Annotated in this window: 21 protein-coding genes; 15 read left to right on the forward strand and 6 right to left on the reverse strand. The window is 45.2% G+C overall.

The genetic code is table 11. The features are described 5' to 3' along the window. Positions 1-5: 5 nt before the first annotated feature. Positions 6-1,568 (reverse strand): N-acetylmuramoyl-L-alanine amidase, encoded by a 1,563-nt coding sequence (locus tag B143_RS0103885; protein ID WP_018122286.1) that lies wholly within the window; start codon positions 1,566-1,568, stop codon positions 6-8. 2 nt (positions 1,569-1,570) lie between these two features. After that, on the reverse strand, positions 1,571-3,250 hold the full coding sequence (locus tag B143_RS0103890) for a tetratricopeptide repeat protein (RefSeq protein ID WP_018122287.1): 1,680 nt from the start codon (positions 3,248-3,250) through the stop codon (positions 1,571-1,573). 165 nt (positions 3,251-3,415) lie between these two features. Here B143_RS0103890 and elbB point away from each other — a divergent pair, with 165 nt between their 5' ends. From elbB to B143_RS0103955, 13 genes are all read left to right on the forward strand, one after another. Further along, positions 3,416-4,096: an isoprenoid biosynthesis glyoxalase ElbB gene (gene elbB, locus B143_RS0103895; RefSeq protein ID WP_018122288.1), complete on the forward strand. Its 681-nt coding sequence runs from the start codon at positions 3,416-3,418 to the stop codon at positions 4,094-4,096. Positions 4,097-4,117: 21 nt separating this feature from the next. After that, positions 4,118-5,419, forward strand: a complete 1,302-nt coding sequence (locus tag B143_RS0103900; protein ID WP_018122289.1) for a homoserine dehydrogenase — start codon at positions 4,118-4,120, stop codon at positions 5,417-5,419. 42 nt (positions 5,420-5,461) lie between these two features. Then, complete coding sequence (gene ilvB / locus B143_RS0103905) at positions 5,462-7,204, forward strand: biosynthetic-type acetolactate synthase large subunit (RefSeq protein WP_018122290.1); 1,743 nt, start codon at positions 5,462-5,464, stop codon at positions 7,202-7,204. Positions 7,205-7,238: 34 nt separating this feature from the next. Further along, complete coding sequence (ilvN, locus tag B143_RS0103910; protein WP_026165695.1) at positions 7,239-7,736, forward strand: acetolactate synthase small subunit; 498 nt, start codon at positions 7,239-7,241, stop codon at positions 7,734-7,736. A gap of 75 nt (positions 7,737-7,811) precedes the next feature. Continuing rightward, on the forward strand, positions 7,812-8,828 hold the full coding sequence (gene ilvC, locus B143_RS0103915) for a ketol-acid reductoisomerase (protein ID WP_018122291.1): 1,017 nt from the start codon (positions 7,812-7,814) through the stop codon (positions 8,826-8,828). Positions 8,829-8,894: 66 nt separating this feature from the next. Then, positions 8,895-10,271, forward strand: a complete 1,377-nt coding sequence (locus B143_RS0103920) for a class II 3-deoxy-7-phosphoheptulonate synthase (protein WP_018122292.1) — start codon at positions 8,895-8,897, stop codon at positions 10,269-10,271. A 70-nt stretch (positions 10,272-10,341) separates the two neighbouring features. Continuing rightward, on the forward strand, positions 10,342-11,298 hold the full coding sequence (locus tag B143_RS0103925; RefSeq protein ID WP_018122293.1) for an acetyl-CoA carboxylase carboxyltransferase subunit alpha: 957 nt from the start codon (positions 10,342-10,344) through the stop codon (positions 11,296-11,298). Between the two features lie 6 nt (positions 11,299-11,304). Next, the gene (locus B143_RS0103930; protein ID WP_018122294.1) at positions 11,305-12,195 is read left to right on the forward strand and encodes an ATP-binding protein; all 891 of its coding nucleotides are present in this window, start codon (positions 11,305-11,307) and stop codon (positions 12,193-12,195) included. 5 nt (positions 12,196-12,200) lie between these two features. Next, positions 12,201-13,220 carry an SIS domain-containing protein gene (locus B143_RS0103935; protein ID WP_018122295.1) on the forward strand — a complete coding sequence of 340 codons (1,020 nt, stop codon included), beginning with the start codon at positions 12,201-12,203 and terminating at the stop codon, positions 13,218-13,220. Position 13,221: 1 nt separating this feature from the next. Continuing rightward, positions 13,222-14,325: an N-acetylglucosamine-6-phosphate deacetylase gene (nagA, locus tag B143_RS0103940; protein WP_018122296.1), complete on the forward strand. Its 1,104-nt coding sequence runs from the start codon at positions 13,222-13,224 to the stop codon at positions 14,323-14,325. 25 nt (positions 14,326-14,350) lie between these two features. Further along, positions 14,351-15,256, forward strand: a complete 906-nt coding sequence (locus B143_RS0103945) for an AEC family transporter (protein WP_018122297.1) — start codon at positions 14,351-14,353, stop codon at positions 15,254-15,256. An 84-nt stretch (positions 15,257-15,340) separates the two neighbouring features. Beyond that, positions 15,341-16,462: a DNA-processing protein DprA gene (dprA, locus tag B143_RS0103950; RefSeq protein ID WP_018122298.1), complete on the forward strand. Its 1,122-nt coding sequence runs from the start codon at positions 15,341-15,343 to the stop codon at positions 16,460-16,462. A gap of 3 nt (positions 16,463-16,465) precedes the next feature. Continuing rightward, positions 16,466-17,425 carry a metal ABC transporter solute-binding protein, Zn/Mn family gene (locus tag B143_RS0103955; protein ID WP_018122299.1) on the forward strand — a complete coding sequence of 320 codons (960 nt, stop codon included), beginning with the start codon at positions 16,466-16,468 and terminating at the stop codon, positions 17,423-17,425. Here B143_RS0103955 and B143_RS0103960 read toward each other — a convergent pair. From B143_RS0103960 to B143_RS0103970, 3 genes are all read right to left on the reverse strand, one after another. After that, positions 17,411-17,908, reverse strand: coding sequence for a methylated-DNA--[protein]-cysteine S-methyltransferase (locus B143_RS0103960; protein WP_018122300.1), 498 nt, complete (start codon positions 17,906-17,908; stop codon positions 17,411-17,413). The genes B143_RS0103955 and B143_RS0103960 overlap by 15 nt on opposite strands. 64 nt (positions 17,909-17,972) lie before the next feature. Beyond that, a complete protein-coding gene (locus B143_RS0103965) occupies positions 17,973-19,610 on the reverse strand; it encodes a lactate permease LctP family transporter (protein ID WP_018122301.1) in 1,638 nt (545 codons plus the stop codon). A 95-nt stretch (positions 19,611-19,705) separates the two neighbouring features. Next, positions 19,706-22,528 (reverse strand): FAD-binding and (Fe-S)-binding domain-containing protein, encoded by a 2,823-nt coding sequence (locus tag B143_RS0103970; protein WP_018122302.1) that lies wholly within the window; start codon positions 22,526-22,528, stop codon positions 19,706-19,708. 155 nt (positions 22,529-22,683) lie between these two features. Here B143_RS0103970 and lldD point away from each other — a divergent pair, with 155 nt between their 5' ends. Then, a complete protein-coding gene (lldD, locus tag B143_RS0103975) occupies positions 22,684-23,814 on the forward strand; it encodes an FMN-dependent L-lactate dehydrogenase LldD (RefSeq protein WP_008314330.1) in 1,131 nt (376 codons plus the stop codon). Between the two features lie 141 nt (positions 23,815-23,955). Next, a complete protein-coding gene (gene dbpA / locus B143_RS0103980; RefSeq protein WP_018122303.1) occupies positions 23,956-25,341 on the forward strand; it encodes an ATP-dependent RNA helicase DbpA in 1,386 nt (461 codons plus the stop codon). On the opposite strand, the gene B143_RS0103985 is transcribed toward dbpA, so the two are convergent. Further along, the gene (locus tag B143_RS0103985) at positions 25,328-25,870 is read right to left on the reverse strand and encodes a thioredoxin fold domain-containing protein (RefSeq protein ID WP_018122304.1); all 543 of its coding nucleotides are present in this window, start codon (positions 25,868-25,870) and stop codon (positions 25,328-25,330) included. The two genes, dbpA and B143_RS0103985, sit on opposite strands and share 14 nt — an antisense overlap. Between the last annotated feature and the right edge of the window lie 38 nt (positions 25,871-25,908).

A 25,908-nucleotide genomic window follows, 5' to 3' on the forward strand; every position in this document is an offset into this window, starting at 1 on the left:
CTCCCTTACGGTAACACGAGCACAGTGCCCACAGGCACACGCAATTGATTGCTTGGCAAGCGATTGATTTTCAACAAACTCTCCAATGATACCCGATAACGACGCGCAATGTCGGCAAGCGCTTCCCCACGCTGCACCGTGTGACGCTTGACTGCAGGTTGTGGTTTTGGCTTTACCACCACCTGAGCCGTTTGTACGTTTTGCTGAGATTCAAGGGATAATTCCGGAAACACCACTTGCGCATCTTTTGCTTGTGCTTGACTCTCTAAACGCACCTCTGGCACAGCCGGCGTTGGATTCGGGCGCGCTGTAATCGTGGGCGGTGGCACAGGCGTTGGATTCACCTTTTTAGGTGGCGCAACGGTACTGTAAACGAGCTCAACCGCAGGACGTTTTTTAAAGTACGCACGCACACCCTTCATCATATCATCGGCTAAACGATTTTGATGAGAAGCATTTTTTAGCTTTTTCTCATCATCAGGGTTTGAGATAAAGCCAGTTTCCACCAAAACTGAGGGAATGTCCGGCGCTTTGAGTACCGCAAAGTTGGCGCGTTCCACATTTTGCTTATGCAATTTAGTGTCGCGCTGCAATTGCGTTAGGATTTGAGCGCCCAATTCATGGGATGCCTCAATGGTGGCATCTTGCGAAATGTCTAACAACATTGATGCAATGGCATTATCTTTATCAGACATTTTCACGCCGGCAATGATGTCCGAGCGGTTCTCTTTTTCCGCCAACAAACGCGCTGCTTCACTCGATGCGCCTTTTGTGGACAACACATAAACCGATGCGCCCCAAGCAGAACGATTGAGCGCCGCATCGGCATGAATGGAGATGAACATGTCAGCCTTTTGGCGTTTTGCAATCAACACGCGTTCACGCAGCGGAATGAAACGATCACTGTCACGCGTCATCACAGCTCGCATGCCAGGCTCTTTATTAATGCGATCCCGCAATTTTTTACCAATCGCTAGCACCACATCTTTTTCACGCGTTTTGTTTTGCCCAATCGCGCCGGGATCTTTCCCGCCGTGCCCAGGATCAATCACCACAATCACATTCTTTTTAGGCACTTGCTTGGCCACTTGTACGCTCGATTGCTCAGCCACCACCATTTCAGAGCCGCGGGCAATCGCACTGTCACGCGATACGGCCGTTGCGCCTTGGCTGATCATGATCACCAATTCATAGCCTTGTTTGCCTTTGACTAAAGCCGTTGTACCCGGCACCGATTGCGTTAAATCCACCACAATGCGTAAATCGGTGCCTTGCTGCGTGCCTAAACGCACACCTGCAACATTTTTGCCAGCAATCGGCAACGATTGCACTTTATTGCGCAGCTGTGCATTCGGAATGTCCACCACCAAACGCGGCGGACTGTCTAAACGAAAGCTGGTAAAGGTTGTGCGTTCATTCAACGGAAAGACAATGCGCAGGTTCCCATCGGGCGTTGTGGTGCTCGCCCCTTGACCCACTAATGTCACGGCAAAAGCCACATGCAACGAACTGATCAAAACAATCAGCACACCGATGCAGCGCGATAATGTGTGTAAAGCCTGTTTCATCACTACTGTAAAACCTCTGGATACTGTTTAAGCAAGGCCAATGTTTCAGGATGGGTGGGTAAAAGGGCTTGCAGCTGTTCAAATAATGCACGCGCTTGATCAATGGATTGCTCCTCAATCAATAACGCAATGTAATGGCTGATGACATCGGGCTCTTTTAAGCGATGGAATGCTGGCACTATGTATTGGCGCGCTTTGACATAATCTTTTGCTTTAAAATATGCCCAGCCTAAACTGTCCATAATGGCCGGTTCATCGGGTGCAAGGTTAATCGCTTTTTGCAAATAACCCATCGCTTTTTTCTCTTGCGCCGCTGTTTTGGCATTTTCTAAGAGCATATAACCATAACCATTGAGGGCTAAAGGATCATCCGGATGCTTATTGAGCCAAGCTTTGAGCACCGTTTGCATTTGGGCAGGTTTTTGCATGCCCTCATACGCGATCGCCTTATAATATGAATAGGTGAACACTTCATAATTGGTCACCACATCTAAAATTTCAGCATAAGGCAACAAGAGCTGATAATCAAAAGATGCCTCAAGCATCTCTAATTGCTGATTATACAAATATTCTGCACGATCGGGAAATTTAGTGCGCAGTTCATCAAAAATTGCTAAGAATGTGGCATATGATTTTTTCTTCAATGCCATGTCAGCTTCAGACAATAAACGCACCACTTGCACATCGATCACATTCACATTGGGCAACACATCATACAAATCGCCCATGCGCCCCGCTGAACGTGCAAAGTCAGCCATTTTGTAGATCACATCCACATAATCGCCCTTGAGTTGAACCATTTTATCTAAATGATTTCTAGCAGCCTCACTGTCTTGATACGCAAAATAGAGGAACGCTAATTGCCCTTGAACTCGTGCATTATTAGGGTAACGTGCTTCGAGCCCTTTTGTGTACTGTAATGCACCGGAATAATCAAATTGATTGATGAGCCCTTGAGCATATTCAAGCTTTAAATCCACATGATCGCTTTTCTCAGCGGCCGCTTTCACAATGGCCAGCCCCTTTTGCGGCTCATTTAACAATGCATACACATACATTAATAAGGCGTAATTCACTGCGCTGTTTGGATCTGATTCAATCACGCCCGTTAAATACATCAAAGCTTCATCATATAAGCCATTGTCCACTAAGAGACTCGCTAAAAGTGGCGTCACATCCGGTGAATAATCGTTCATTTTCGCAATTTGACGATAAATCGTTAAAAATTGTGCCGGCGCAATCGCCCCTTTTAATTCACGATACAAAAAGTGAAAACCATTGTCGTCGGGTTGATCTTGTGTGTAGAGCATCGCAACACGATTCATCACAGCCGCCGCTTTACCATTGTCATTTAAATGGGCGTAAATGATGGCTTCAAAGAGCAACACTTCGATGTTATCGGGCTCATCTTCTAAAATTTGATTCAATAACGAGAGGGCTTTGAGATAATCGCCATTGACATAGGCAATGTTAAACTGCTGTCTGAGCACGTAGGCAATGTTATTGTCTTCAGTGACTTTTGCAAGATAATTCTCTGCAGTTTCTAAATCATTGCGTTGAAATGCCAACTCACCCAATAAGAAATTCAGCATTAGGTTGTCTTGCTTTGGCTCGTTTGCACTGGCGCTGCCCATTGAAATGAATAGCCCAACCACAAGCCCGAGTGTCATCTGTTTGATCATAATGGCGGTTTTCCTCTCTGATATTTCGGCTCAATTCTACACTAAAAAAAGCGGGGTTTCTTCCCCATATCGAATTCTTTGCATTTAGCTATAGCAATCTACAAAAATAGTCGATATGATCAAATGAATCGCAAATAAAAATAAATTTTACGGGGAGAGCATGAAATGAACAGGAAAGTTGCGTTCTTTTTATCGGGATCAGGACATTTAGATGGCACTGAGATTACAGAAGCTGTCACCTTGCGTGTTGCCCTTGCTCAACATGGCTTTGATGTGGTGTGCTTTGCCCCTAACCGATCTCAAACAGATGTCATCAATCATCAAGAACAAGAAGCCATGCCAGAGCTTCGCAATATTTTAGTGGAATCCTCACGCATTGCCCGCGGCAACATTGCCCCCATTGATCAATTTGATGCCAGTGAATATGTTGCAGTGATTATGCCGGGCGGCTTTGGCGCTGTGAAAAATTTCACGAATTTCATTGAAAAAGGCAATAAAGCCACCTTAATGAGTGACATCGGGCGCGCCTTAAATGATGCCATTACCCATCATCTTTGGATCGTTGCCATTTGTGCCGCACCATTAGTGGCAGCGATTGCGATGCGTGATGCACAAAAAGCTGCCACTGTGAGCTTTGGCGCCGCTGAAAATGCGGGAAATTTTTTACCCGCATTAAATGATTGGAATATCAACCACATCGACACGAAATTACACGAAGGACACACCGATATTGAACATAAATTAATCACAAGTGGTGCTTACATGTTCCATGAAGCCACACCTTATGATATATCTTTATGTACAGGTTTTGTCATCGAAGAATTATTAAAACAGTTAACACATTAGTCACATTGGAATTATTAGCGCATGAAACGTTTGAATATTGGTATTTTAGGTTTTGGTACAGTTGCAACGGGAGTTGTGGATTTAATTAAAGAAAATCATGCGGAAATTACGCGTCGTACAGGGTACGAATTCGCGATTGAAAAAATCTTTGTGCGCTCAATGGATCGTGACAATCCTTATGGTTTATCCCTCACCACAGATGTCAATGATGTTTTGATGAACCCAAACATCGATGTGGTGGTTGAACTCATGGGCGGCATTGAGCCAAGCTTGAGTTACATTCAAACAGCCCTTGATCACAATAAACATGTGATCACAGCGAACAAAGCCTTAATTGCCACTCATGGTAATGAACTCTTTAAGAAAGCGGCTGAAAAAGGTTTGATGCTCATGTTTGAAGCTTCTGTCGCTGGCGGTATTCCTGTGATCAAAACCTTACGCGAAAGCTTAATTGGTAACAAAATTGAGTCCTTAGCGGGCATCATCAATGGCACCGGCAACTACATCTTAACGGAGATGAAAGAGAAAGGTCGCTCCTTTGAAGATGCATTAAAAGATGCCCAAGCCTTAGGTTATGCAGAAGCTGATCCGACCTTTGACGTTGAAGGCATTGATGCTGCCCATAAACTCACCATTTTAGCTTCCATTGCCTTTGGCATTCCCTTGCAATTTGATAAAGTGTTCATTGAAGGCATCTCTTCTTTAGAAACTGAAGACATTCAATATGCCAATCAATTAGGCTACACCATCAAACATTTAGGCATCGCGAAATATCTACCCGAAGGCATTGAAATTCGCGTGCATCCCACTTTGATTCCAAAGTCCGAGCTCATCTCTAACGTCAATGGCGTGATGAATGCCGTGTTGGTCAAAGCCAATGGCGTTGGCCCCGTTTTAAGTTATGGCGCAGGTGCAGGTGGCAAACCCACAGCGTCTTCTGTGTTATCTGACTTAGCGGACATCTCACGCATGTTAGATGCTGATAAAGAGCACTATGTGCCCTATTTAGCCTTCCAAAATCAAGCGCTCTCTAATGCGCCCATTCTGCCACAAGCAGAGATCCACACAGCCTACTATTTAAGAATTAAAGCTGTGGACCAACCTGGTGTGCTTTCTGATATTACCCATATCCTAGCTCAGCATGATATTAGTATTGAATTGATGATCCAGACAAAATCTGTTGATGACAATCTCGCTAATATCATTATGACAACGCATGAAACGAAAGAACACTCGATTCTTGAATCCTTACGCGCGATCGAAGCACTCGCAAACATCCGCGGCAAGGCGAAGTTATTGAGAATCGAATCTTTCAGGTCATAGCATATTTAAAACAAATAGATACACACAAAACAGAGGTAAACCGTGAAATCTTCAGGTGCAGAAATCATTATAAAGTCTCTTATCGAGGAGAAAGTAGAATATATATTTGGTTATCCAGGGGGGGCTGTACTACCACTTTACGACACCATTTATCAACAAGATGAAATTAAGCACGTCCTCGTCCGCCACGAGCAAGCAGCAGCCCATGCGGCTGATGGTTATGCGCGCGTGACAGGCAAACCCGGCGTTGTTTTACTCACATCTGGCCCAGGGCTCACCAATGCTGTCACCGGCATTGCCACAGCTTATATGGACTCCATTCCAATGGTGGTCTTTTCAGGTCAGGTGGCCACAAGCTTGATTGGTAATGATGCGTTCCAAGAAGTGGACACCATTGGCATCACCCGTCCTTGTGTTAAACATAACTTCCTAGTCAAAAACGTTGAAGATTTAGCGATTACGATTAAAAAAGCGTTTCACATTGCCACAACGGGTCGCCCTGGCCCTGTGGTGATCGATGTGCCCAAAGACGTTCAGGTGGCTTTAGCAAAATTCAGCTATCCGAAAAAGATTGCCATGCGCTCTTACAATCCGATTGTCAAAGGTCATTCAGGACAGATCAAAAAAGCCTATAACCTTTTGATGACGGCAAAACGCCCGATGATTTATACCGGCGGCGGTGTGATTTTAGGTGATGCTTGTGATGAATTAGTCGAAATGGTTCAACGCTTAAATGTGCCCATCACCAACACATTGATGGGCTTAGGGGCTTATCCTGCTTCAGACCGCCAATTCGTGGGCATGCTTGGCATGCACGGCACCTATGAAGCGAACATGGCGATGCACAATTGTGACGTGCTCTTTGCCATCGGTGCGCGTTTTGATGACCGCATCACTGGCGTGCTTGAGCACTTTTGCCCACATGCTAAAATCATTCACATTGACGTTGATCCTTCATCGATTGGTAAAAATGTGGTGACGGACATCCCATTGGTGGGTCAAGTTAAACCGATTTTGACAGAGTTTTTAGAGCTCGTCAGAAGTGGTGAAAAGCAACTCAATCAAGAAGCCTTAGCGAAATGGTGGAAAACCATTGATGATTGGCGCAAAATGGATTCTTTAGGCTATGACTTAACGCCCGGCATCATTCAGCCTCAACAAGTGGTGGAAGCCTTATATAAAGTGACAAAAGGCCAAGCCATTGTGACCACCGATGTGGGTCAGCATCAAATGTGGGCAGCGCAATATTATAAATTTGACAGCCCAAGACAGTGGATCAACTCAGGTGGCCTTGGCACCATGGGCTTTGGTTTACCGGCAGCCATGGGCGCTAAAATTGGTTGCCCAGATAAAGATGTGGCGTGCATCACGGGCGATGGCAGCATTCAGATGATGCTTCAAGAGCTCTCCACCATGTTGCAATATCACACACCTGTAAAAATTTTGAATTTAAACAACGGTTACCTTGGCATGGTTCGCCAGTGGCAAGAGTTCTTCTTTAAGAAGCGCTACTGCATGAGCTATTTCGAGTCGTTACCGGACTTTATTGGTTTAGCAAAAGCCTACGGGCATGACGGGATTCAAATCAGAGATCCAAAAGATCTAGAACCCGCCCTTATCGAAGCCTTTAAGCAAAAAGATAAGACCATTTTCTTAGACATCATTGTGGATTCAGATGCGAACGTATTCCCCATGATTCCTGCCGGTAAAGGTCATCACGAGATGATTTTACGTGGTCGGGATAAAATGGAAAACACAACCGTTGATGGATTGAGCCAAGTATAAGGAGACAATGATGACGAACACAACTCAACAACCTATGCGACACATCATCTCCATCTTAATGGAGAATGAGTCAGGTGCCTTATCGCGCGTGGTGAATCTCTTCTCTGCCCGCGGTTATAACATTGAAAGTTTATCGGTTGCACCGACAGAAGATCAGTCAATTTCTCGATTGACCCTCGTGACCTTTGCAAATGCTGCAGTCATTGAGCAGATCGTCAAGCAACTCAATAAACTGATCGATGTGATCAAATTGGTGGATTTAACCGATGGCTCCCACATTGAGCGTGAAATCATGCTCATTAAAGTGAAGGCTGAATCTGAAAATGCCCGTGCTGAGCTGTATCGTTTGAACGATATGTTCCGCGGTCGCCTATTAGATGTCACCGAGTCAAGTTACACCATCGAAATGACCGGAACCGCCGATAAATTGAACGCTTTTGTCACTGCTGTCGAGACTCTTGGCATCATTGAAATTGTCCGTTCAGGTGCCCTTGGCTTAGTTCGTGGCGCAAAAGGCTTGACAATCAATTAACATTTTGACTATTACTATTAGCTGTTAGACTAAAAATAACAGCAACAAAAATTAACCGTTTAAAGGAATCGATTTATGAACATTTATTATGACAAAGATGCAGACTTATCCTTATTAAAAGACAAAACTGTTGCCATCATCGGTTACGGTTCACAAGGTCATGCACATGCACAAAACTTGAAAGATTCAGGCGTGAATGTGGTGGTCGGTCTTCGCAAAAATGGCGCATCTTGGTCAAAAGCAGTGAATGCAGGTCACACTGTGATGGAAGTGGCAGATGCAACAAAAGCCGCTGACCTTGTCATGATCTTATTGCCTGATGAAAATCAACCAGAAGTGTACGCAGAATCCATTGAACCAAACATCAAAGAAGGTGCTGCCCTTGCCTTTGCTCATGGCTTTAACGTGCATTACAACCAAATCGTGCCACGTAAAGATTTAGACGTGATCATGATTGCACCAAAAGGCCCAGGCCACACTGTGCGTTCTGAATATGTTAAAGGTGGCGGCGTGCCAACATTGATCGCGGTTTACCAAGACACGTCAGGTAAAGCCAAAGAGATCGCATTGGCCTACGCATCTGCCAATGGTGGCGGCCGCGCAGGTGTGATTGAAACAGATTTCCGCGAAGAGACTGAAACAGACTTATTCGGCGAGCAAGCTGTGTTATGTGGCGGTGCTGTTGAGTTGGTTAAAGCAGGCTTTGAAGTATTGACAGAAGCAGGTTATGCACCAGAAATGGCGTACTTTGAATGTTTACATGAGTTAAAACTCATCGTTGATTTAATGTACGAAGGCGGCATCGCGAACATGAACTACTCCATCTCTAACAATGCTGAGTATGGTGAATATGTGACCGGTCACGAAGTGGTGAATGCTGAGTCTAAAGAAGCGATGCGTCAAGCATTAAAACGCATCCAAACGGGTGAATACGCGAAAATGTTCATCTTAGAAGGCAAAACCAATTACCCTTCAATGACTGCGCGTCGTCGTTTGACAGCAGAGCATCCGATTGAAAAAACCGGTGCAAAATTGCGTTCTATGATGCCATGGATCGCACAAAATCGTTTAGTGGATCAGTCTAAAAACTAAAGTTTAATGATTAAAAAAGAAGACTGAATTCAGTCTTCTTTTTTTAGAAGTGAAAAGGATAAAATTATGTCTAATATTTGGACACCGGATAGTTGGAGAAAATTTCCTGCGGCACAAATGCCCAATTACCCAGATGCTGCAAAATTAAAAGAAGTTGAAGATCGTTTGCATCAAGCACCGCCACTGGTTTTTGCAGGGGAAGCTCGTACCCTGAAAAAAGCATTGGCAGAAGCTGCTTATGGACGCTCGTTCTTATTGCAAGGTGGGGATTGTGCAGAGAGCTTTTCAGAATTCAACGCCACAAATATTCGAGATAGTTTTCGTGTGTTGTTACAAATGGCTGTTGTGCTCACCTTTGCGGCAAGTAGCCCTGTGATTAAAGTTGGGCGCATGGCCGGTCAATTTGCCAAGCCTCGCTCTGAAGATTTAGAAACCATCGATGGCATCACATTGCCAAGTTATCGTGGTGACATTGTCAATGGCATTGACTTTACCAAAGAATCACGTACGCCAGATCCTGAGCGTTTATGGAAAGCGTATGGTCAAGCAGGTTTAACGCTAAACTTAATCCGCGCCTTTGCCACTGGTGGTTATGCAGATTTACACCGTGTCCAAGGCTGGACGATGGATTTCCTTGATGCAACGCCACAAGCGGCGCGCTACGCTGATCTTGCCAACCGCATTCAAGATGCCTTGAACTTTATGACAGCCTGCGGCATTCGCCCTGATTCAACCCGTGCCCTTAAGGAAGTGGATTTCTACACCTCTCATGAAATGCTGCTTCTTGGCTATGAAGAAGCCATGACGCGCGTCGACTCCACAACTGGTGATTGGTATGACACCTCTGCCCACTTCATTTGGATTGGTGAGCGCACCCGTCAATTAGATGGTGCACACATTGAGTTTGCCCGCGGCATCTCTAACCCGATTGGCGTTAAAGTGAGTCAGCATTTATCTGGCGATGATTTAATCCGCTTGATTGACACGTTAAACCCGAACAATGAACCGGGTCGCTTAACGCTCATCACGCGCATGGGGGATAAAAACCTTCTAGATTACTTGCCACAATTATTGCGCCGCGTGAAACAAGAAGGCCGCCATGTGGTATGGATTTGTGATGCGATGCATGGCAATACCATCAAAACTGAATCGGGCTATAAAACGCGTCCGTTTGACAGAATTTTGGCAGAAGTGACGGCCTTCTTTGATGCGCACAATGCAGAAAAAACACATGCCGGAGGCGTTCACTTTGAGATGACCGGTAAAGATGTGACAGAGTGCACAGGTGGCGCACAAAACATCACAGATGCTGATTTATCAAGCCGTTATCACACACATTGTGATCCGCGTTTAAATGCAGCCCAAAGCTTAGAGTTGGCATTTTTAACCGCCGAAAAATTGAATGAACATAAAAAAATTATGGCTGATTATTTAGCAAAATAATCCGTTCTTTTTAGTTTTGAAATGGGCATGCTAGAATATGCCCATTTCGTTAACTCTAGGAGTATGAGTTTTGAACCCTAATTTTTTAAGTTTTGAAGCACCCATTTTAGAACTCGATGCTAAAATCGAAGCCTTAGAAAGCGCCGCTTCCCAAGCGGGCGCTGATGTGAGCGAGGCTTTGTCTTTGTTGCAAGCTGAGCGCAAAAATGAGATTAAATCCATTTTCTCTAAATTGTCGCCCTCACAAATCTCTCAAGTGGCGCGCCATCCATTGCGCCCTTATACCTTTGATTACATCAAATATTTAGCAACTGATTTCCAAGAGCTTCATGGCGATCGTGCGTATGCGGATGATAAATCCATCGTCGGTGGTTTTGCGCGCATTGGTGATCATCCTGTGATGATCATTGGCCATCAACAAGGCCGCGATACAAAAGAGAAAATTCAACGCAACTTCGGGATGCCACGTCCTGAAGGTTACCGCAAAGCGTTGCGCTTAATGAAATTGGCCGAACGCTTTCATGTACCAATTGTGACATTTGTGGACACACCAGGGGCTTATCCTGGCATTGGTGCAGAAGAGCGCGGACAAAGTGAAGCCATTGCTCGTAACTTATTAGAGATGAGTAAACTTAAAGTGCCTACCATTTGCACCATCATTGGTCAAGGCGGTTCAGGCGGTGCATTGGCCATTGCTGTGGGTGACCGCGTAATGATGCTTCAATACTCCACATACTCTGTGATTTCACCTGAAGGTTGCGCCTCCATTCTCTGGAAAAGCGCTGATAAATCAATGGAAGCTGCGAATGCAATGGGCATCACGGCCGATCGCTTGTCTGATCTTGAACTCATCGATTGCGTGATTCCTGAACCTGAAGGCGGCGCGCATCGTAACCATGAAATAGTGGCGATGTCTGTTAAACATCAGATCCTTAAATACTTGAACGAATTAGAAGCGTTAGATCCTGACACACGCATGGAACAACGCTATGATCGCATCATGAAATTTGGACGATTCAAAGGGTAATTGCCCATGAGCAATCAATCTCTTCTCAATGAGCGACTTTTGTCGCTCATTGCTTTAATTGAGCCGCTCATTCCGAAAGTTCCTCTAAGTGTGGATTTTTCCGAATGCGCGGCCTTTCGTTGGGTGCGTGCGGATCACTGGATACCTGCGCATCTTCAACCGATTTCCCGCTTTGCCGCCATTGATTATCAAAACTTAGTGGGCGTTGAGGATAAAATTGAGTGCCTTCGCCAAAATACCTTACAGTTTTTGCATGGTTTACCCGCGAACAATGTGCTCTTAACCGGCGCGCGCGGCACAGGTAAATCCTCCCTCATTAAAGCAACGCTGACGGAATTTGCCGATCAAGGCTTAAAAATGGTCGAAATTGACCGCGATGCTTTAGATGATCTGCAAAAATTGCTCACACTGTTGAGTGAGTCAAATGAACGCTTCATCATCTTTTGTGATGATCTCTCCTTTGAAGCAAACGATGCGGCGTATAAATCATTAAAGGCGCTCCTTGATGGCTCTTTGATGAATCCACCCGAAAATATTTTATTTTATGCCACCTCAAACCGTCGTCATTTGCTGCCTGAATACATGAAAGATAACGAACAGGCACAACATGATCACAATGGCGAGGTGCATTTAGGCGATGCCATTGAGGAGAAAATCTCCCTCTCTGAGCGCTTTGGCTTATGGCTCACCTTTTATAGTTTTTCCCAAAAAGATTACCTCAATGTTGTCAAAAATTGGTTAACCACCTTAGATCCGGATTGTCATTTCACGCCTGACGCCGAACGCGAGGCGTTACAATTTGCCCTTTTGCGCGGATCACGCAGCGGCCGAGTGGCCATGCAATTTGCCAAAAGCTTCTCAGGTGCACATCAACTTAAAAACATGAACAAGGAATAAAAATTATGTCCACGTATATGGCAAAGGAAATCCGAGAAATCCCAGATGTCATAGCCAAACAAGGGGAAAGCAATGCCCCAATGCTCATTAAATTGGCCGAATTCATTAAAAAAGAGACCATTCACGGCATCACGCTATTAGGGCGCGGCAGCTCAAAAAATGCTTGTTATTATGCCAAATACATTTTTGAAACAGCATTGAACATTCCTGTTTCTATGGCCTCACCTTCTGTGGCATCGATTTATGATCGCACCCTTAATTTTAACAACCATTTGTTGTTTGTCTGCTCACAATCAGGCTCAAGCCCTGACTTGATCAAATATGCAGAAAATGCCAAAGCGGGCGGCGCAACCCTCATTGGCTTGGTCAATGATGAAAACTCTCCGCTTGCAAAAATGTCTGATTTTTTGTTTGGCCTCAAAGCCGGCAAAGAGCACAGCGTGGCTGCGACAAAATCCTACATTGCCACCATTTACGCCTTTGCCTCCATTTATGCAATGTTCTGCGGTAAAAATGATTTGGCCGATGAATTGTATCATCTGCCAGAGGTGATGGATCAAGTGGTGCACACGCGTTGGGATCAATTTTCTGATGCAATGGTCACAGAAGATCAACTCTTTTGTTTAGGGCGCAGCTTTAACTTCAGTACGGCTAAAGAAGTCGCATTGAAGTTCAATGAAACGTGCCAAGTGTTTGCAAAAGATTATTCATCCTCTGAATTTTTCCATGGTCCCCTTGCTCTTATTGAACGCGGCATTCCGATTTTGCACTTTTTAATGAATGATGAAAGTCATAAAGTGTCCGTGGAAACCACCGAAAAACTCTTAAATTTAGGGGCAAATGTCTACACTGTAGATAGCAAAGCCTTTGATGAGAAAACATTGGTGATTCCAGCATCTTCGCCACTCATTCAGCCAATGATTCAAACCGCAGCGCTCTACAGCATCATCGAAGAGATCGCCATGAAAAAAGGCATGAATCCTGATGAGCCACCTTTCCTCAATAAAGTGACCAAAACGGTTTAATATGGCGCAATCTCTCTTTGCTTCTCACATTTATGATGGTGAAATGCACCATCATGATGCGTGGCTCAATATTGAGCACAACCGCGTGCACAGCATCACAAAAAGCCCTGTGTTTTTATCCCAAAGCTATTACAGTGATGGCATGTTGATTCCGGGCTTCATTGATTTACAAGTCAATGGCGGCGGTGGCGTACTCTTTAACAATGAGCCAACACTAGAAGGCATCCGCACGATTGTCAATGCGCATCGCGCCCTTGGCACGCATCATATGATGATCACTTTGATCACCAGTGATGATGACACCATTGCCCGTGCTTTAGATGCTGTGGAAGCTGCTATGGAAGAGAAACTACCGGGGTTATTGGGCATTCATTTAGAAGGCCCGATGATCAATGCAGCAAAACGCGGCATTCACTTTGAAAAAAACATTCATCCATTGAGTGATGAACTGCTGCAAAGTTTAACGCAACGCAACCTTGGTAAAGTGATGATCACGCTCGCGCCTGAGATTGTGCCCCCATCGATGATTCAATCCTTAACGGATGCAGGCATCATCGTGTTTGCAGGGCACACGCACGCAACGGCTGATGAGGCGCAAAGTGCCCTCAATCATGGCTTAAAAGGTTTTACCCATCTCTTTAATGCAATGCCGCCAATGCTGTCACGCGAGCCTTCCATTTTAGGCGTCGCATTGAGTGACCAAAACAGTTATGGTTCCATCATTCATGATGGCATTCATGTCGATCCGATTATGGTTAAAATTGCCATTGAGGCTAAACACCCTGACAACATTGTGCTCGTCACGGATGCAATGGCAACCTTAGGCAGTGACTTAATGCACTTTGATTTTAATGGGCACACCATTTATCGTGAGGAAAATCGCCTCGTGAATCACGAAGGCAAGCTTGCTGGCGCGCACATTGATCTATATTCATGCATTCAAAATACGATGGCGCTAAATTATTCTTTTGAAAAAAGTTTACAGATGGCAACGCGCAATCCTTCGACAGTTTTAGGGCTTTATCCGACCGTGGGTTCACTCAAAAAGTGCGCAAATGCTAACGTGAACCACATCAATGGTGATAAAATAACGCCCCTTCTGTAACAACCTCAATTGGCGAAAATCAATTATGAGCGGTTTAATTTTTATCATCATCTGTCTTGGAGTAGGCAAGCTACTCTCCCGATTAACCAACCCCCAAGAACTCATCCGAACCCTGAATCTTCTCGTTGTCCGTGTGGCATTGCCTGCATTGATTCTCGATAAAATTCACACCATTAATCTAGAAGGTGATGCCTTCTTCCCCATTTTATCCCCATGGATAGCCTTTATTGTAGCGGTTGGCGCCATCTATGCCATCCGCTTTTTTATTCCCTTCTCGAAAGTCACCACAGGCTGCTTGATCCTCATTTGTGGTACAAGTAACACCTCATTTGTGGGCTTTCCTTTACTGCAAGCCATTTTAGGGCATGATTCACTCAATGTGGCCATCATTGTGGATCAATCAAACCTCATATTGCTCTTTACCATGGGGATTTTGGTGGCCAATCTTTACTCTGGCACCTCAGTGAATTTTAAACAGATCTTCCTGCGTTTACTCATCTATCCACCCGTTGTGGCACTCATTTTAGGTGTATTATTGCGCCCGATCGAATATCCTGAAGCCATTGAATATGCCTTAAGTTCTTTTGGCTCATTGTTAACCCCCTTAACCATGCTCTCCATTGGCTGTAGTTTGAGCTTACCGCGCGATAAAAGCATGATCAAAATGATCTCCATTGGGCTCATTGTGAAATTGATCATCATGCCGTTATCCATCGCCATTCCTGCCCTGTTCATCTTTGATCACATCTTAAGCCCGATGACGGCGATGGTGACGATTTTAGAGATCGGTATGGCGCCTATGGTGATGAGTGTCATCATTGCGGCGGATAAAAACTTAGATCCTGAGCTGGCAAATTTCCTCACAAGTATCGGGATTCCCGTCTCGTTTGTGACGATCGTCCTTTGGCATTTGATCATTCCCCTCGTTTAATTTAGCCCTTAAAATTTACCTATTGACAGCTTTGCTATACTCTTAGAGGGATAAAAATTTCTCATCTTAAAAAGGGTAATGGCAATGCTGATCGATTGGTTAACGCTTTATTATACAAAGCATATTGGCGCAAAACGATTGATGCAATTGGTGGCACATTTTGATTCTGCCACCCTTGCAGTCAACGCCTCTAACAGTGACTGGCGAAAAGCTGGCATGACAGATCAAGTCATCGCCGCACGGGCGGATTCATCTCGCAAAAAGGCAGAATCTGCCCTTTTATGGATGGAGAGTGACCCACTCAATCATATCATTGTGGTGACCGATGAACGTTATCCTGAATTGCTGCGCATTTGTGATGATCCGCCAGCGCTCTTATTTGTGCGCGGCAATCCGGATATTTTAGCAAATCCGCAGCTTGGCATTGTGGGCACGCGTCACCCCACAAAAGAAGGCGAGCAAAATGCCTATCATTTTGCAAAACAATTAGGAGAATATGGGCTCACCATCACAAGTGGCCTTGCCATGGGGATTGATCAATTTGCCCATGATGGTACGCTTGCGAGTCCCTCACCCACCATTGCGGTGCTTGGCACGGGATTGAATGAAATTTATCCGAAACACAATCGCCCATTGGCAGAAAAAATTGTGGCACACAATGGCGCATTGGTCAGTGAATTTCCGCTCCATACGCCGCCGATTCCAAATAATTTCCCTAAACGCAATCGCATCATTGCCGGTTTATCCTTAGGCGTTTTAGTGGTGGAAGCGGCCGATCAATCGGGCTCCCTCATCACCGCACGCTTAGCGAATGAATCGAGCCGCGAAGTGTTTGCCATTCCAAGTTCCATTCACAATCCTCAATCAAAAGGGTGCCATCGCCTCATTCGTGAAGGGGCAAAATTGGTGGAATCCACCTTTGATATTTTCTCCGAGCTCAAACATTGGCTGCCGAATGCTCAAGCGGTTGAACCGACGCAAACAACCCTCACGCCATTGCAACCGGTGCGTAAAATTGTGCCTGCGCCCACTGATCCCATTGAACGTCAAATCTTTGAGCTGCTCACCGAACCCCTCACCATCGATGACATCGTGGTGAGAACACAACTTGACACACACATTGCCACACAAGCCATCATGATGATGGAACTTGAAGGCACCATTGTGCGTCAAGATTCTCAACACTTTATACAAGGAACTGTGTAATTTATGAAAAAACTTCTCTTATCCGCCCTCTTTGCGTCAAGCTTATCCCTAAGCTTTGCAGAGCTCAACGTGGTGACATCCTTTTCCATTTTAGAAGACATCACTGCGAACATCGGGCAAGATAAAGTCAAAATCACCTCCATGATTAAGCGCAATCAAAACCCGCACAATTATGAGCCCACCATGTCTGACATTCAGAGCCTATACAATGCGGATTTACTCATCATCAATGGGCTTAATTTCGAGCATTGGCTCAAGCGCGCCACAAAGCAATCAAACTTTAAAGGCGAGATTGTGACCGCAAGCGATGGCATCAAAGTGATTCATTTAGCAGAAGATGAACAGCATCACCATCATCACGACCATGATGATCATGATCACGAGCATCACCACGATCATGGGGACACTGATCCACATGTGTGGCAAAATCCACTCAACGGCATCATCATGGCCAACAATATTGCCAAAGCACTCTCTGAGAAAGATCCTGAAAACAGCGAATTTTATGCCAAAAATCTAGAAGCGTATCAAGAAAAGTTACATCAAGTGGATCAAACCATTATGCATTCGCTCAACGATAACCCAAGCCAACCACTCAAAGGCATCGTGCTCCATGACAGTTATCGTTATTTCTCTGAGCGCTATCCGATGATGTTCTTCCCTGTGCTCGATGCCCATAGTTTAAGCGAGCCTTCTGTGAAAGTGTTTGCGGGCATTCAAACCATGATCAAAGACAATCAAATTCCTGTGATTTTCTCTGAATCCATGGAGCAAAGCCGCTTTGTGAATACAGTTGTGAAGGATTATCACATCACCGATGGCGGTCAACTCATCTCTGACACCATTATGCCAAAAGGCGAGCCTTGTGACTCTTACATCGGTTTATTAGAGTGTAATTTAAACACCATCAATCAAGCCTTTGACAAAGTGCGCAAAGCGAAAGATGAGTCAGGATTGCTCTAATGTCAACAATGCTTCTTTTCGATGCAGCCCGCCTGCATAGCCGACCAACGCGCCATTGCTGCCAATCACACGGTGACAAGGCACCAATATACTCAGGGGGTTCTTCCCATTCGCGCTAGCAATAGCGCGGATGGCCCTTTCATTGCCATATCGCACCGCTTCAGTTTTATAACTGATGGTTTGCCCATACGGAATCTCTAATAAAATTTGCCACACCGCCTGTTGAAAGGGCGTGCCAGACAACACCATCGGCACCGTAAAATCTGTCCGTTTCTTTTGAAAATACTCTTCTAACTCTTCCATCAATTGCGATAACACAGCATGATTGCCCGCTTTTGCGGTCACTTGATGACGTTTTTCCATGCGCTGAATGGCACTGAATGCATCCTCTTCCACAAAATCAACCGCACACACGCGATCCCCAAGTGCGCACAATACCATTTGCCCAAGAGGTGAATCCATATACATATAGGTTAAATCCATATTGCCTCCATCAAAAAATCCTCCATGAAGGAGGATTTTATCGATTCATACGGTCAATGACACTTTATTTATTAAAGAAGATCAATGTCCATGGCATCACATAAGCTTGTAAGATCGTCAATAAGCCCACAAAGCTACAGAAGATCAAGCTGTGTTTCACCGTGAATCTAAAGAGCTCAGACTCTTTACCCACAATCCCTGTTGCTGCACATGCCACCGCAATTGATTGCGGAGAGATCATTTTACCCGTCACACCCCCTGTGGTATTTGCCGCAACCAATAATTCAGGCGTCACATTGAGCTGATTGGCAACGTTTGCTTGCAATGAGCTAAAGAGCGCATTTGATGATGTATCTGAACCCGTTAAGAATACACCGAGCCAACCTAAGAATGGCGCGAAGAATGGGAACAATACGCCTGTTTGTGCAAGGAGCAATGCCAATGTTGAAGATAAACCTGAATAGTTCGCGATAAAGGCAAAACCTAATACCAAACCAATGGATAAAATTGGCATTCTGAGTTCATACAGTGTTTCTGTGAAGGTTTTGATGCCATCAGTGACCTTCATGCGTAAAATCACCATAGAGATCACACATGCAATGAGAATCGATGTACCCACTGCCCCCAAAATGTTTAAGGTATAAACAGCTGCATATGCTGTCGGTTCTTCAACGATGGGCGCTGCCTTCATCACTAAATTGTGTAAAAATGGCACTTCAAATTTGAAGGTGGCAAAGGTTAATAATGCTTGAACAGATTTAAAGCTCCACAATGTTACCATGATGGTCAATACGATGAACGGTGACCATGCAATGAAGATTTGTTTCATGGAATAACCACTGGCTTGTCTTGGCGATGGTTTTCTTTGACCGTCAAATGTGAAGATCTCTTTAGGCTGCCAAACGCGAAGGAACAAGGTTAAGCAGACGAGGCTCACCAATGCAGAGGTGATGTCTGGCAATTCTGGGCCCACAAAGTTCGCCGTTAAGAATTGAGTGATGGCAAAGGAAACGCCGCTCACTAAAACAGCTGGCCACGTTTGACGCACACCGCGCCAGCCATCCATCATTGCCACTAACCAAAACGGTACGATGATGGATAAAATCGGTAACTGACGACCCACCACTTGACCAATATGGAATGCGTCTAAATGAGACACTTCCCCTGCCACAATGATCGGAATGCCCATTGCGCCAAATGCAACAGGTGCTGTATTGGCGATCAAACATAAACCGGCTGCATACAAAGGTTTAAAGCCTAAACCCACCAACAGTGCAGCTGTAATGGCAACCGGTGCACCAAAACCTGCCGCCCCTTCTAAGAAGGCACCGAATGCAAAACCCACCAATAACAACTGTAAGCGTTGATCTTCGGTAATGGAGATGATCGATGAGCGGATGATGTCAAACTGCCCTGTTTTCACAGCAATCTTATACAAGAAAACGGCAGTGATGATGATCCACGCAATCGGCCATAAGCCATACACAAAGCCATAACCTGAGGCTGCAAATGCCATAGTCACTGGCATGTCGTAGACAAAAATTGCCACTAAAATGGCCATCGACAATGTCAATAATCCGGCTAAATAGCCTTTAATTTTAAAAACCGTCAAACACAAGAAAAACGTTACAATTGGCAATACAGCAAATAGTGAGGAGACACCCAGATTCATAATGGGTGTGTAATTTTGCATCCATGTCATAAAATACCTCTGTCAAAAAAAGGCTAGTTGAAAGACCGATCTACCACAATATAGATCGGCATAATTTACAAGTTACAGATAGATGAATGGTTTAACTAATCTGAACAGTGATTGAGCAAAGCTTCAATGCTGTGATACTCAATGCCGGAATGTTCAGTTAAACCCATTTGGCAAGTGCGGCTCATGGAAACCCCATGTTCGCAGTTGCTTGGAATGTTCTGCTTTAATAAACGCAATGCATTGGCATTGAGCTCTGGCAAAAACATCCCCTTATTACCCGCATATCCACAACACGCAATGTTGGTGAAGTTCAGCGAATCCGTGCAAGCGGCCGCTAATTGTGTGAGCGCGGTGCCGCTGTTCATTTTCGTGGCCGAACATGGAATATGCAGGGATAATTGCTCACGCTTATGCACGATGGTCAATTTTGGCAACACAAAGGCTGCTAAAAATGAGGCGGCATCATACAATTTTAAGCGTGCATCAATCAAGCCTTGTTCTTGCGCATCAAATAAGCGCAAGGCGCACGGTGCATTGTCAATATAAACAGGATATTGTCCATCTTGACTCGCTTGTAATAACGCTTGGTTCACGCGGTTTGCCGCGCGCTCACTGGCTAAAACTTCTTTGAGTGAATCAAAGGGTTGCCCGCAGCACAGTGATTGATAATCCTCTGGGAAAATGGCACGGTAACCGGCCTTTTTAAATAAGGACAATGTGTGATCTGCCACCGATGTTGCCTCTTTTGTGCCTTCTGCAAAGGTGCGATTGACACAGGAGACAAAATAGACCACAGGCGTTTGATCGGTCGCCACAATTGGCGCAATGGGCTTGGCAGCTTTTGGCAAATGCTCTGGCAAAATCGGAATGCCCTTAAACACAGAATGTAGGGATTTTGTGATCCCATGACTGCGTTTTGCGCCCAATACATGAGCACCTTTGAGCATTGTGCGCGCTGTTTTGCTTAAAAAGTTAATGTGGGACTCTGCATAATTGGCTAAATCCGGTTGGCGATTGGCAGTTTTCAGAGATTTCATCATCTCGCCGGTATTGATACCAATGGGGCAACGGGTGGCGCACATGCCGGTTGTGGCGCATGTATCAATCCCCATGTAGGGATAGACTTTTTGAATGGATGCCAATAATTCAGGATGCTCGCCGGTGCGTGTTAAATGCTCATGCTGACGCCACAACACAATGCGCTGACGTGGCGTTAAAGATAAACCATCGGATGGGCACGCAGGCTCGCACAAACCACATTCAATGCATTGATCAATGATGGGATCAGATTCTGGCATCGCTTTGAGTTTCTTCAAGTGCAAATGCGGATCATCGGTGATGATGACATCAGGATTTAAAATGCCCAAGGGATCAAACAGCGCTTTGATGCTGCGCATGATGCCATAAGCATCCTCTCCCCACTCCACTTTCACAAAGGGGGCAATGTTGCGCCCTGTGCCATGTTCGGCCTTTAAAGAGCCATTGAAGTCAACTGCCACAATTTCAGCCAGCGCCGCCATAAAGCCGTTATAACGGGACACTTCAGCGTCACTGTCAAGCTTTGGCGTTAAGATGAAATGGAGATTACCCTCAAGCGCATGCCCCATGATCATGCCTTCTTCATAGCCATACGCTTTCAATAGCTTTGTTAAAGCGCGCATACCTTCAGCTAAGCGTTCAATCGGGAATGCCACATCTTCTGTGATCAAATTACTCCCAAGGGGACGATTGCCGCCAATGATTGGCAATAAGCCTTTACGCACGCTCCAATAAAGATCCGTGACTACGGTATCTTTTGAAAATGTGCTGTGCTCCGTTGCCCCATGATCCGCCACCAATTGATTTATGAAGGCAATTTGTTCATCAAGCATGGCATCATCTTTCGCTTTCGTTTCAATGAGCAAACAACCTGAATCTTCCGGAATCTCTTGATAGAAAAAGCTTGGCAAACGATCGATAATATTTTCACCCACACAGCGAATGCTACGCGCATCAAGCAACTCCACAGAATCCACAGTCGCTTGCTGACGAAGCGCAGTGACGGCATTGCAGCAATTGTCTAAATCATCAAAATAGATCAGTGCGGAAGCTTTATGAGGATGATCCACCACCGTTTTATAGGTGATTTCACTGATAAAACCTAAGGTGCCTTCTGAACCGATCATCAAATGGGTGAGCATGTCAATCGGATCATCAAAATCCACCAACGCATTGATGCCATAACCTGTGGTATTTTTCAGGCGATATTTATGACGAATGCGCGATTCAAGCTCAGGATTGCTACGAATTAAATCAGATAATCCCTTTAACTCTGCCAAAAATTGCCCGTGTGAGGCTTTAAAATCAGCAATGCTTTTTGCATCCGCAGTGTCTAAAATTGTGCCATCTGCAAGGATCACGCGCATCGTATCTAATGTGTGATAACTGTTGTCTTTTGTCCCACAACACATCCCACTTGAGTTATTTGCAGCAATCCCACCAATCCTTGCGGTATTGATGGTGGCAGGATCGGGTCCAATCTTCCGACCAAAAGGCTTGAGGATGAGGTTCGCATTTGAACCAATCACCATCGGGCGCAATTTGATTTTATCGCCCTTGTCCAAAATTTTGGCATCCACAAATTCATCACCTAACAACACCAAAATAGAATCTGACGATGTTTGACCCGACAATGAGGTTCCTGATGCCCGAAAAGTGATCGGCAAATGATATTGTGCCGCAAGCTGCATAATATTTAACACCTCTTTTTCGTTTTGTGCACGCACCACAACCTCTGGCACATAACGATAGCAACTTGCATCTGTTCCATAGGCGAAACGTACCGCAAGCTCAGTATAAATCTGCGCTTTTGGTAAAACTTCACCAAGCGCCTGCACAAATAATGCATGCGACTTTTTCAGCTGAGAAACCCCTTCCATATCCTAATATCCAAAAAAATGTTATTTAATTATTCCAATCTGCGTTAAATCGCTTTATGATTTGTTTTTTCTTACCGTATGCGAAAAAGTAAATGAATTGTAGTTTATTTGTCAAGCAATTCATTGAGTCAAACAGTTAACCATTGGAGAAAAACATGATTGTTTCAGCCTCAACAGATTACCGAAAAGCCGCTAAACGCACGCTTCCGCCCTTCTTGTTTCATTACATTGATGGGGGTGCTTATGCTGAGCATACTTTAAGACGCAATGTAGAAGATCTCTCTGACATTGAATTGAAACAACGCGTTTTGAACAACATGGAACATGTCAGCACAGAAACTGAACTTTGGGGTGAAAAACTGGCCTTGCCTGTGATTCTTGCGCCTGTGGGTTTAACCGGTATGTATGCACGCCGTGGTGAAGTACAAGCCGCAAAAGCTGCTGCAAACAAAGGCATTCCCTTCACATTGTCCTCAGTGTCTGTATGCCCGATTGAAGAAGTTGTCCCAGCCATTGATCGCCCAATGTGGTTTCAATTGTATGTACTCAAAGATCGCGGCTTTATGAAAAATGTTCTTGAACGTGCAAAAGCTCAAGGTGTCACCACGCTTGTCTTCACAGTCGATATGCCAACACCAGGCGCACGTTATCGTGATGCACATTCCGGCATGAGTGGGCCTTACGCAAATGTTCGCCGCATCGGTCAAGCCATGGTTCATCCTAAATGGGCATGGGACGTGGGTTTAAATGGTAAACCACATGATCTTGGCAACATCTCGAAATACTTTGGCTCCGCCATTGGCCTTGAAGATTACATCGGTTGGCTCACGAAAAACTTTGACCCATCGATCTGTTGGAAAGATTTGGAATGGATCCGTGAATTCTGGGATGGCCCAATGATCATCAAAGGCATTTTAGATCCAGATGATGCACGCGATGCGGTCAGCTTTGGGGCGGATGGTATTGTGGTGTCTAACCATGGTGGCCGTCAATTAGATGGCGTATTGTCCTCTGCACGCGCACTGCCTCCGATTGCAGATGCCGTCAAAGGTGACCTTAAAATCTTGGCGGATTCTGGCATTCGCACAGGGCTTGATGTGGTGCGCATGTTAGCGCTAGGGGCCGACAGCGTCATGATTGGCCGTGCCTTTGCCTATGCGTTAGCGGCAAATGGTCAAGCCGGTGTTGAAAACTTACTCGATCTTTTCCAAAAAGAGATGAAAGTTGCCATGACCTTAACCGGTGCAAACACCATTGCAGACATCACATCCGACATTTTAGTTTAAAAAAAGCAACGGCAACACGACACAATCTTCAAAAGCCGATGAATTTCATCGGCTTTTTGCCAATAAAGATGGCGTTGCGTAACAATTTTCCGTATAGTGAAGCCTTTATGTCTTTCATTAACATCGAGAATCACTGTGTCTATGCAATTTTCTGAACTCCCTTTACCGGCTGCGCAACTTAAAAACCTTCAAGATTTGGGCTATCAATCCACAACGCCCATTCAAGCTGCAGCCCTGCCGGCCATTTTAAAGGGGAAAGATTTGCTGGGCCAAGCCAAAACCGGCAGCGGTAAAACAGCCGCCTTCGGCATTGGTGTGTTAGAAAGCATTGATGTCACGCGCTTTGCCACGCAAGCTTTGGTGATTTGCCCAACGCGTGAACTGGCCGATCAAGTGAGTAAAGAGCTGCGCCGTTTAGCCCGTTACATTCCGAATCTTAAAATTTCAAGCATTTGTGGCGGCACGCCGATTGCCCGTCAAATCCATGCCATGAGCCAGCATCCACCGCACATTGCTGTGGGCACGCCCGGCCGTTTATTAGATCATCTCAAACGCAACACATTGAGCCTCAAATCCCTTAAAGTTTTGGTACTCGATGAAGCCGATCGCATGCTAGACATGGGCTTTGCCGATGAAATGGATGCCATCATTGAACATGCTCCGCGTCAACGCCAAACATTGTTGTTTTCAGCCACATTCCCTGAGAACATCGAAGCCATCAGCGCACGCATTCAACACAATCCTGTGCGCGTAACGGTGGAAGAAACACCTGCGGACAAACCAAACATTGATCAATCGGTTGTGATTGTAGACAATCAAGGCGCAAAAACTGCCACAACCGCCGCACTGCTTTACCATTATGCGCCAGAATCCACCGTCATTTTCTGTAACACCATTGCCGCCTGCCAGGAGCTTGAAGATTATCTCTTTGAGCAAGACATTGATGTGGTTTCTCTTCACGGTGATCTTGAACAGCGCGAGCGCGATCAAGTGTTATTGCGCTTTAGTAATGGCAGCACCCGCGTATTGGTGGCAACTGATGTCGCGGCGCGCGGCTTAGACATCGCTGATTTATCCATGGTGATCAACTATGATCTGCCCTTTGATCCTGAAGTTTACGTTCATCGCATCGGTCGCACAGGGCGCGCAGGCAAAACAGGCATTGCCGTCAGTTTAGTGGTGATGGATAAATTGCATCGTCTCCAAGAGATTGAAAAATATCAAGATCAAGCCATTACGCAATACCCTGCTGAACATTTTAAAGATGTTAAGCCCATCTCATTGATCGCTAAAATGAGCACCATCGAGATCAGCGAAGGCAAAAAATCCAAAATCAGTGCTGGGGATATTTTAGGCGCTTTGACGGCAAAAGGTGAAATCTCAGGCAAAGATGTGGGCAAAATCACTCTATTGCCGATGCAAGCTTATGTGGCCATCAGTCGCGCACATGCAAAACAAGCGGTGGATCAAATCTGGAAAAACCCCATCAAAAATATTCGCTGCCGCGCCCGCATCATTGGGGATTAACCCGCTGCCATGAGTCAAAGTCGAGCTCGCCATTAAGGCCAGCTCGAATCTCTTTAGGTGACATAAAACCACTGACTTTGCGTCCATTGTCTAGAAAAATTGAAGGCGTGCCAAAGACTTGCATGGCTTTCGCGGCAATGTGTGCGTTAGATAAAATCGGTGCATCACATGGGCGCGCTTTGAATTTGCCATAAATCATCGCAACATCCAATAAAAAATGTTGTTGATCCTGCGGCGCGCACCAAATGGATTCTAAAATGGGCTTTGATTCCGCCATCAAAGGAAAAGGCACGAAACGCACCGTGATGCCATGATCCGTAAAATCTGTTAGATTATGATGTAATTCTCGGCAATACGGACACAAAACATCCGTAAAAATCGTAACGGTGTGGGTTTCGTTCACCGCGGGATAAATGATCATCACAGATTCATCTAAATTCTCTAATAATGCTTTTCGATCAATGGGTTCAGCCACTGCCATGATCAACATCAGCCACAATATACCGACAATACTCACCACTCGTTTCATATTCCCTCCATAAAAAATGCGCCCCGAAAGGCGCATTG

The sequence above is a fragment of the Wohlfahrtiimonas chitiniclastica DSM 18708 genome (assembly GCF_000375345.1).
Classification (GTDB): Bacteria; Pseudomonadota; Gammaproteobacteria; order Cardiobacteriales; family Wohlfahrtiimonadaceae; genus Wohlfahrtiimonas; species Wohlfahrtiimonas chitiniclastica.

Excerpts from the sequence above, each read along its gene's own strand:
- lldD (WP_008314330.1), top strand. The coding sequence starts at position 22,684 with ATGATTGTTTCAGCCTCAACAGATTACCGAAAAGCCGCTAAACGCACG.
- B143_RS0103945 (WP_018122297.1), top strand. The coding sequence starts at position 14,351 with ATGAGCGGTTTAATTTTTATCATCATCTGTCTTGGAGTAGGCAAGCTA.
- B143_RS0103890 (WP_018122287.1), bottom strand. The coding sequence starts at position 3,250 with ATGATCAAACAGATGACACTCGGGCTTGTGGTTGGGCTATTCATTTCA.
- ilvC (WP_018122291.1), top strand. The coding sequence starts at position 7,812 with ATGAACATTTATTATGACAAAGATGCAGACTTATCCTTATTAAAAGAC.
- B143_RS0103930 (WP_018122294.1), top strand. The coding sequence starts at position 11,305 with ATGAGCAATCAATCTCTTCTCAATGAGCGACTTTTGTCGCTCATTGCT.
- dprA (WP_018122298.1), top strand. The coding sequence starts at position 15,341 with ATGCTGATCGATTGGTTAACGCTTTATTATACAAAGCATATTGGCGCA.
- B143_RS0103935 (WP_018122295.1), top strand. The coding sequence starts at position 12,201 with ATGTCCACGTATATGGCAAAGGAAATCCGAGAAATCCCAGATGTCATA.
- B143_RS0103960 (WP_018122300.1), bottom strand. The coding sequence starts at position 17,908 with ATGGATTTAACCTATATGTATATGGATTCACCTCTTGGGCAAATGGTA.
- B143_RS0103885 (WP_018122286.1), bottom strand. The coding sequence starts at position 1,568 with ATGAAACAGGCTTTACACACATTATCGCGCTGCATCGGTGTGCTGATT.
- B143_RS0103970 (WP_018122302.1), bottom strand. The coding sequence starts at position 22,528 with ATGGAAGGGGTTTCTCAGCTGAAAAAGTCGCATGCATTATTTGTGCAG.
- ilvN (WP_026165695.1), top strand. The coding sequence starts at position 7,239 with ATGCGACACATCATCTCCATCTTAATGGAGAATGAGTCAGGTGCCTTA.
- B143_RS0103900 (WP_018122289.1), top strand. The coding sequence starts at position 4,118 with ATGAAACGTTTGAATATTGGTATTTTAGGTTTTGGTACAGTTGCAACG.
- nagA (WP_018122296.1), top strand. The coding sequence starts at position 13,222 with ATGGCGCAATCTCTCTTTGCTTCTCACATTTATGATGGTGAAATGCAC.
- B143_RS0103985 (WP_018122304.1), bottom strand. The coding sequence starts at position 25,870 with ATGAAACGAGTGGTGAGTATTGTCGGTATATTGTGGCTGATGTTGATC.
- dbpA (WP_018122303.1), top strand. The coding sequence starts at position 23,956 with ATGCAATTTTCTGAACTCCCTTTACCGGCTGCGCAACTTAAAAACCTT.
- elbB (WP_018122288.1), top strand. The coding sequence starts at position 3,416 with ATGAACAGGAAAGTTGCGTTCTTTTTATCGGGATCAGGACATTTAGAT.
- B143_RS0103920 (WP_018122292.1), top strand. The coding sequence starts at position 8,895 with ATGTCTAATATTTGGACACCGGATAGTTGGAGAAAATTTCCTGCGGCA.
- B143_RS0103965 (WP_018122301.1), bottom strand. The coding sequence starts at position 19,610 with ATGACATGGATGCAAAATTACACACCCATTATGAATCTGGGTGTCTCC.
- B143_RS0103955 (WP_018122299.1), top strand. The coding sequence starts at position 16,466 with ATGAAAAAACTTCTCTTATCCGCCCTCTTTGCGTCAAGCTTATCCCTA.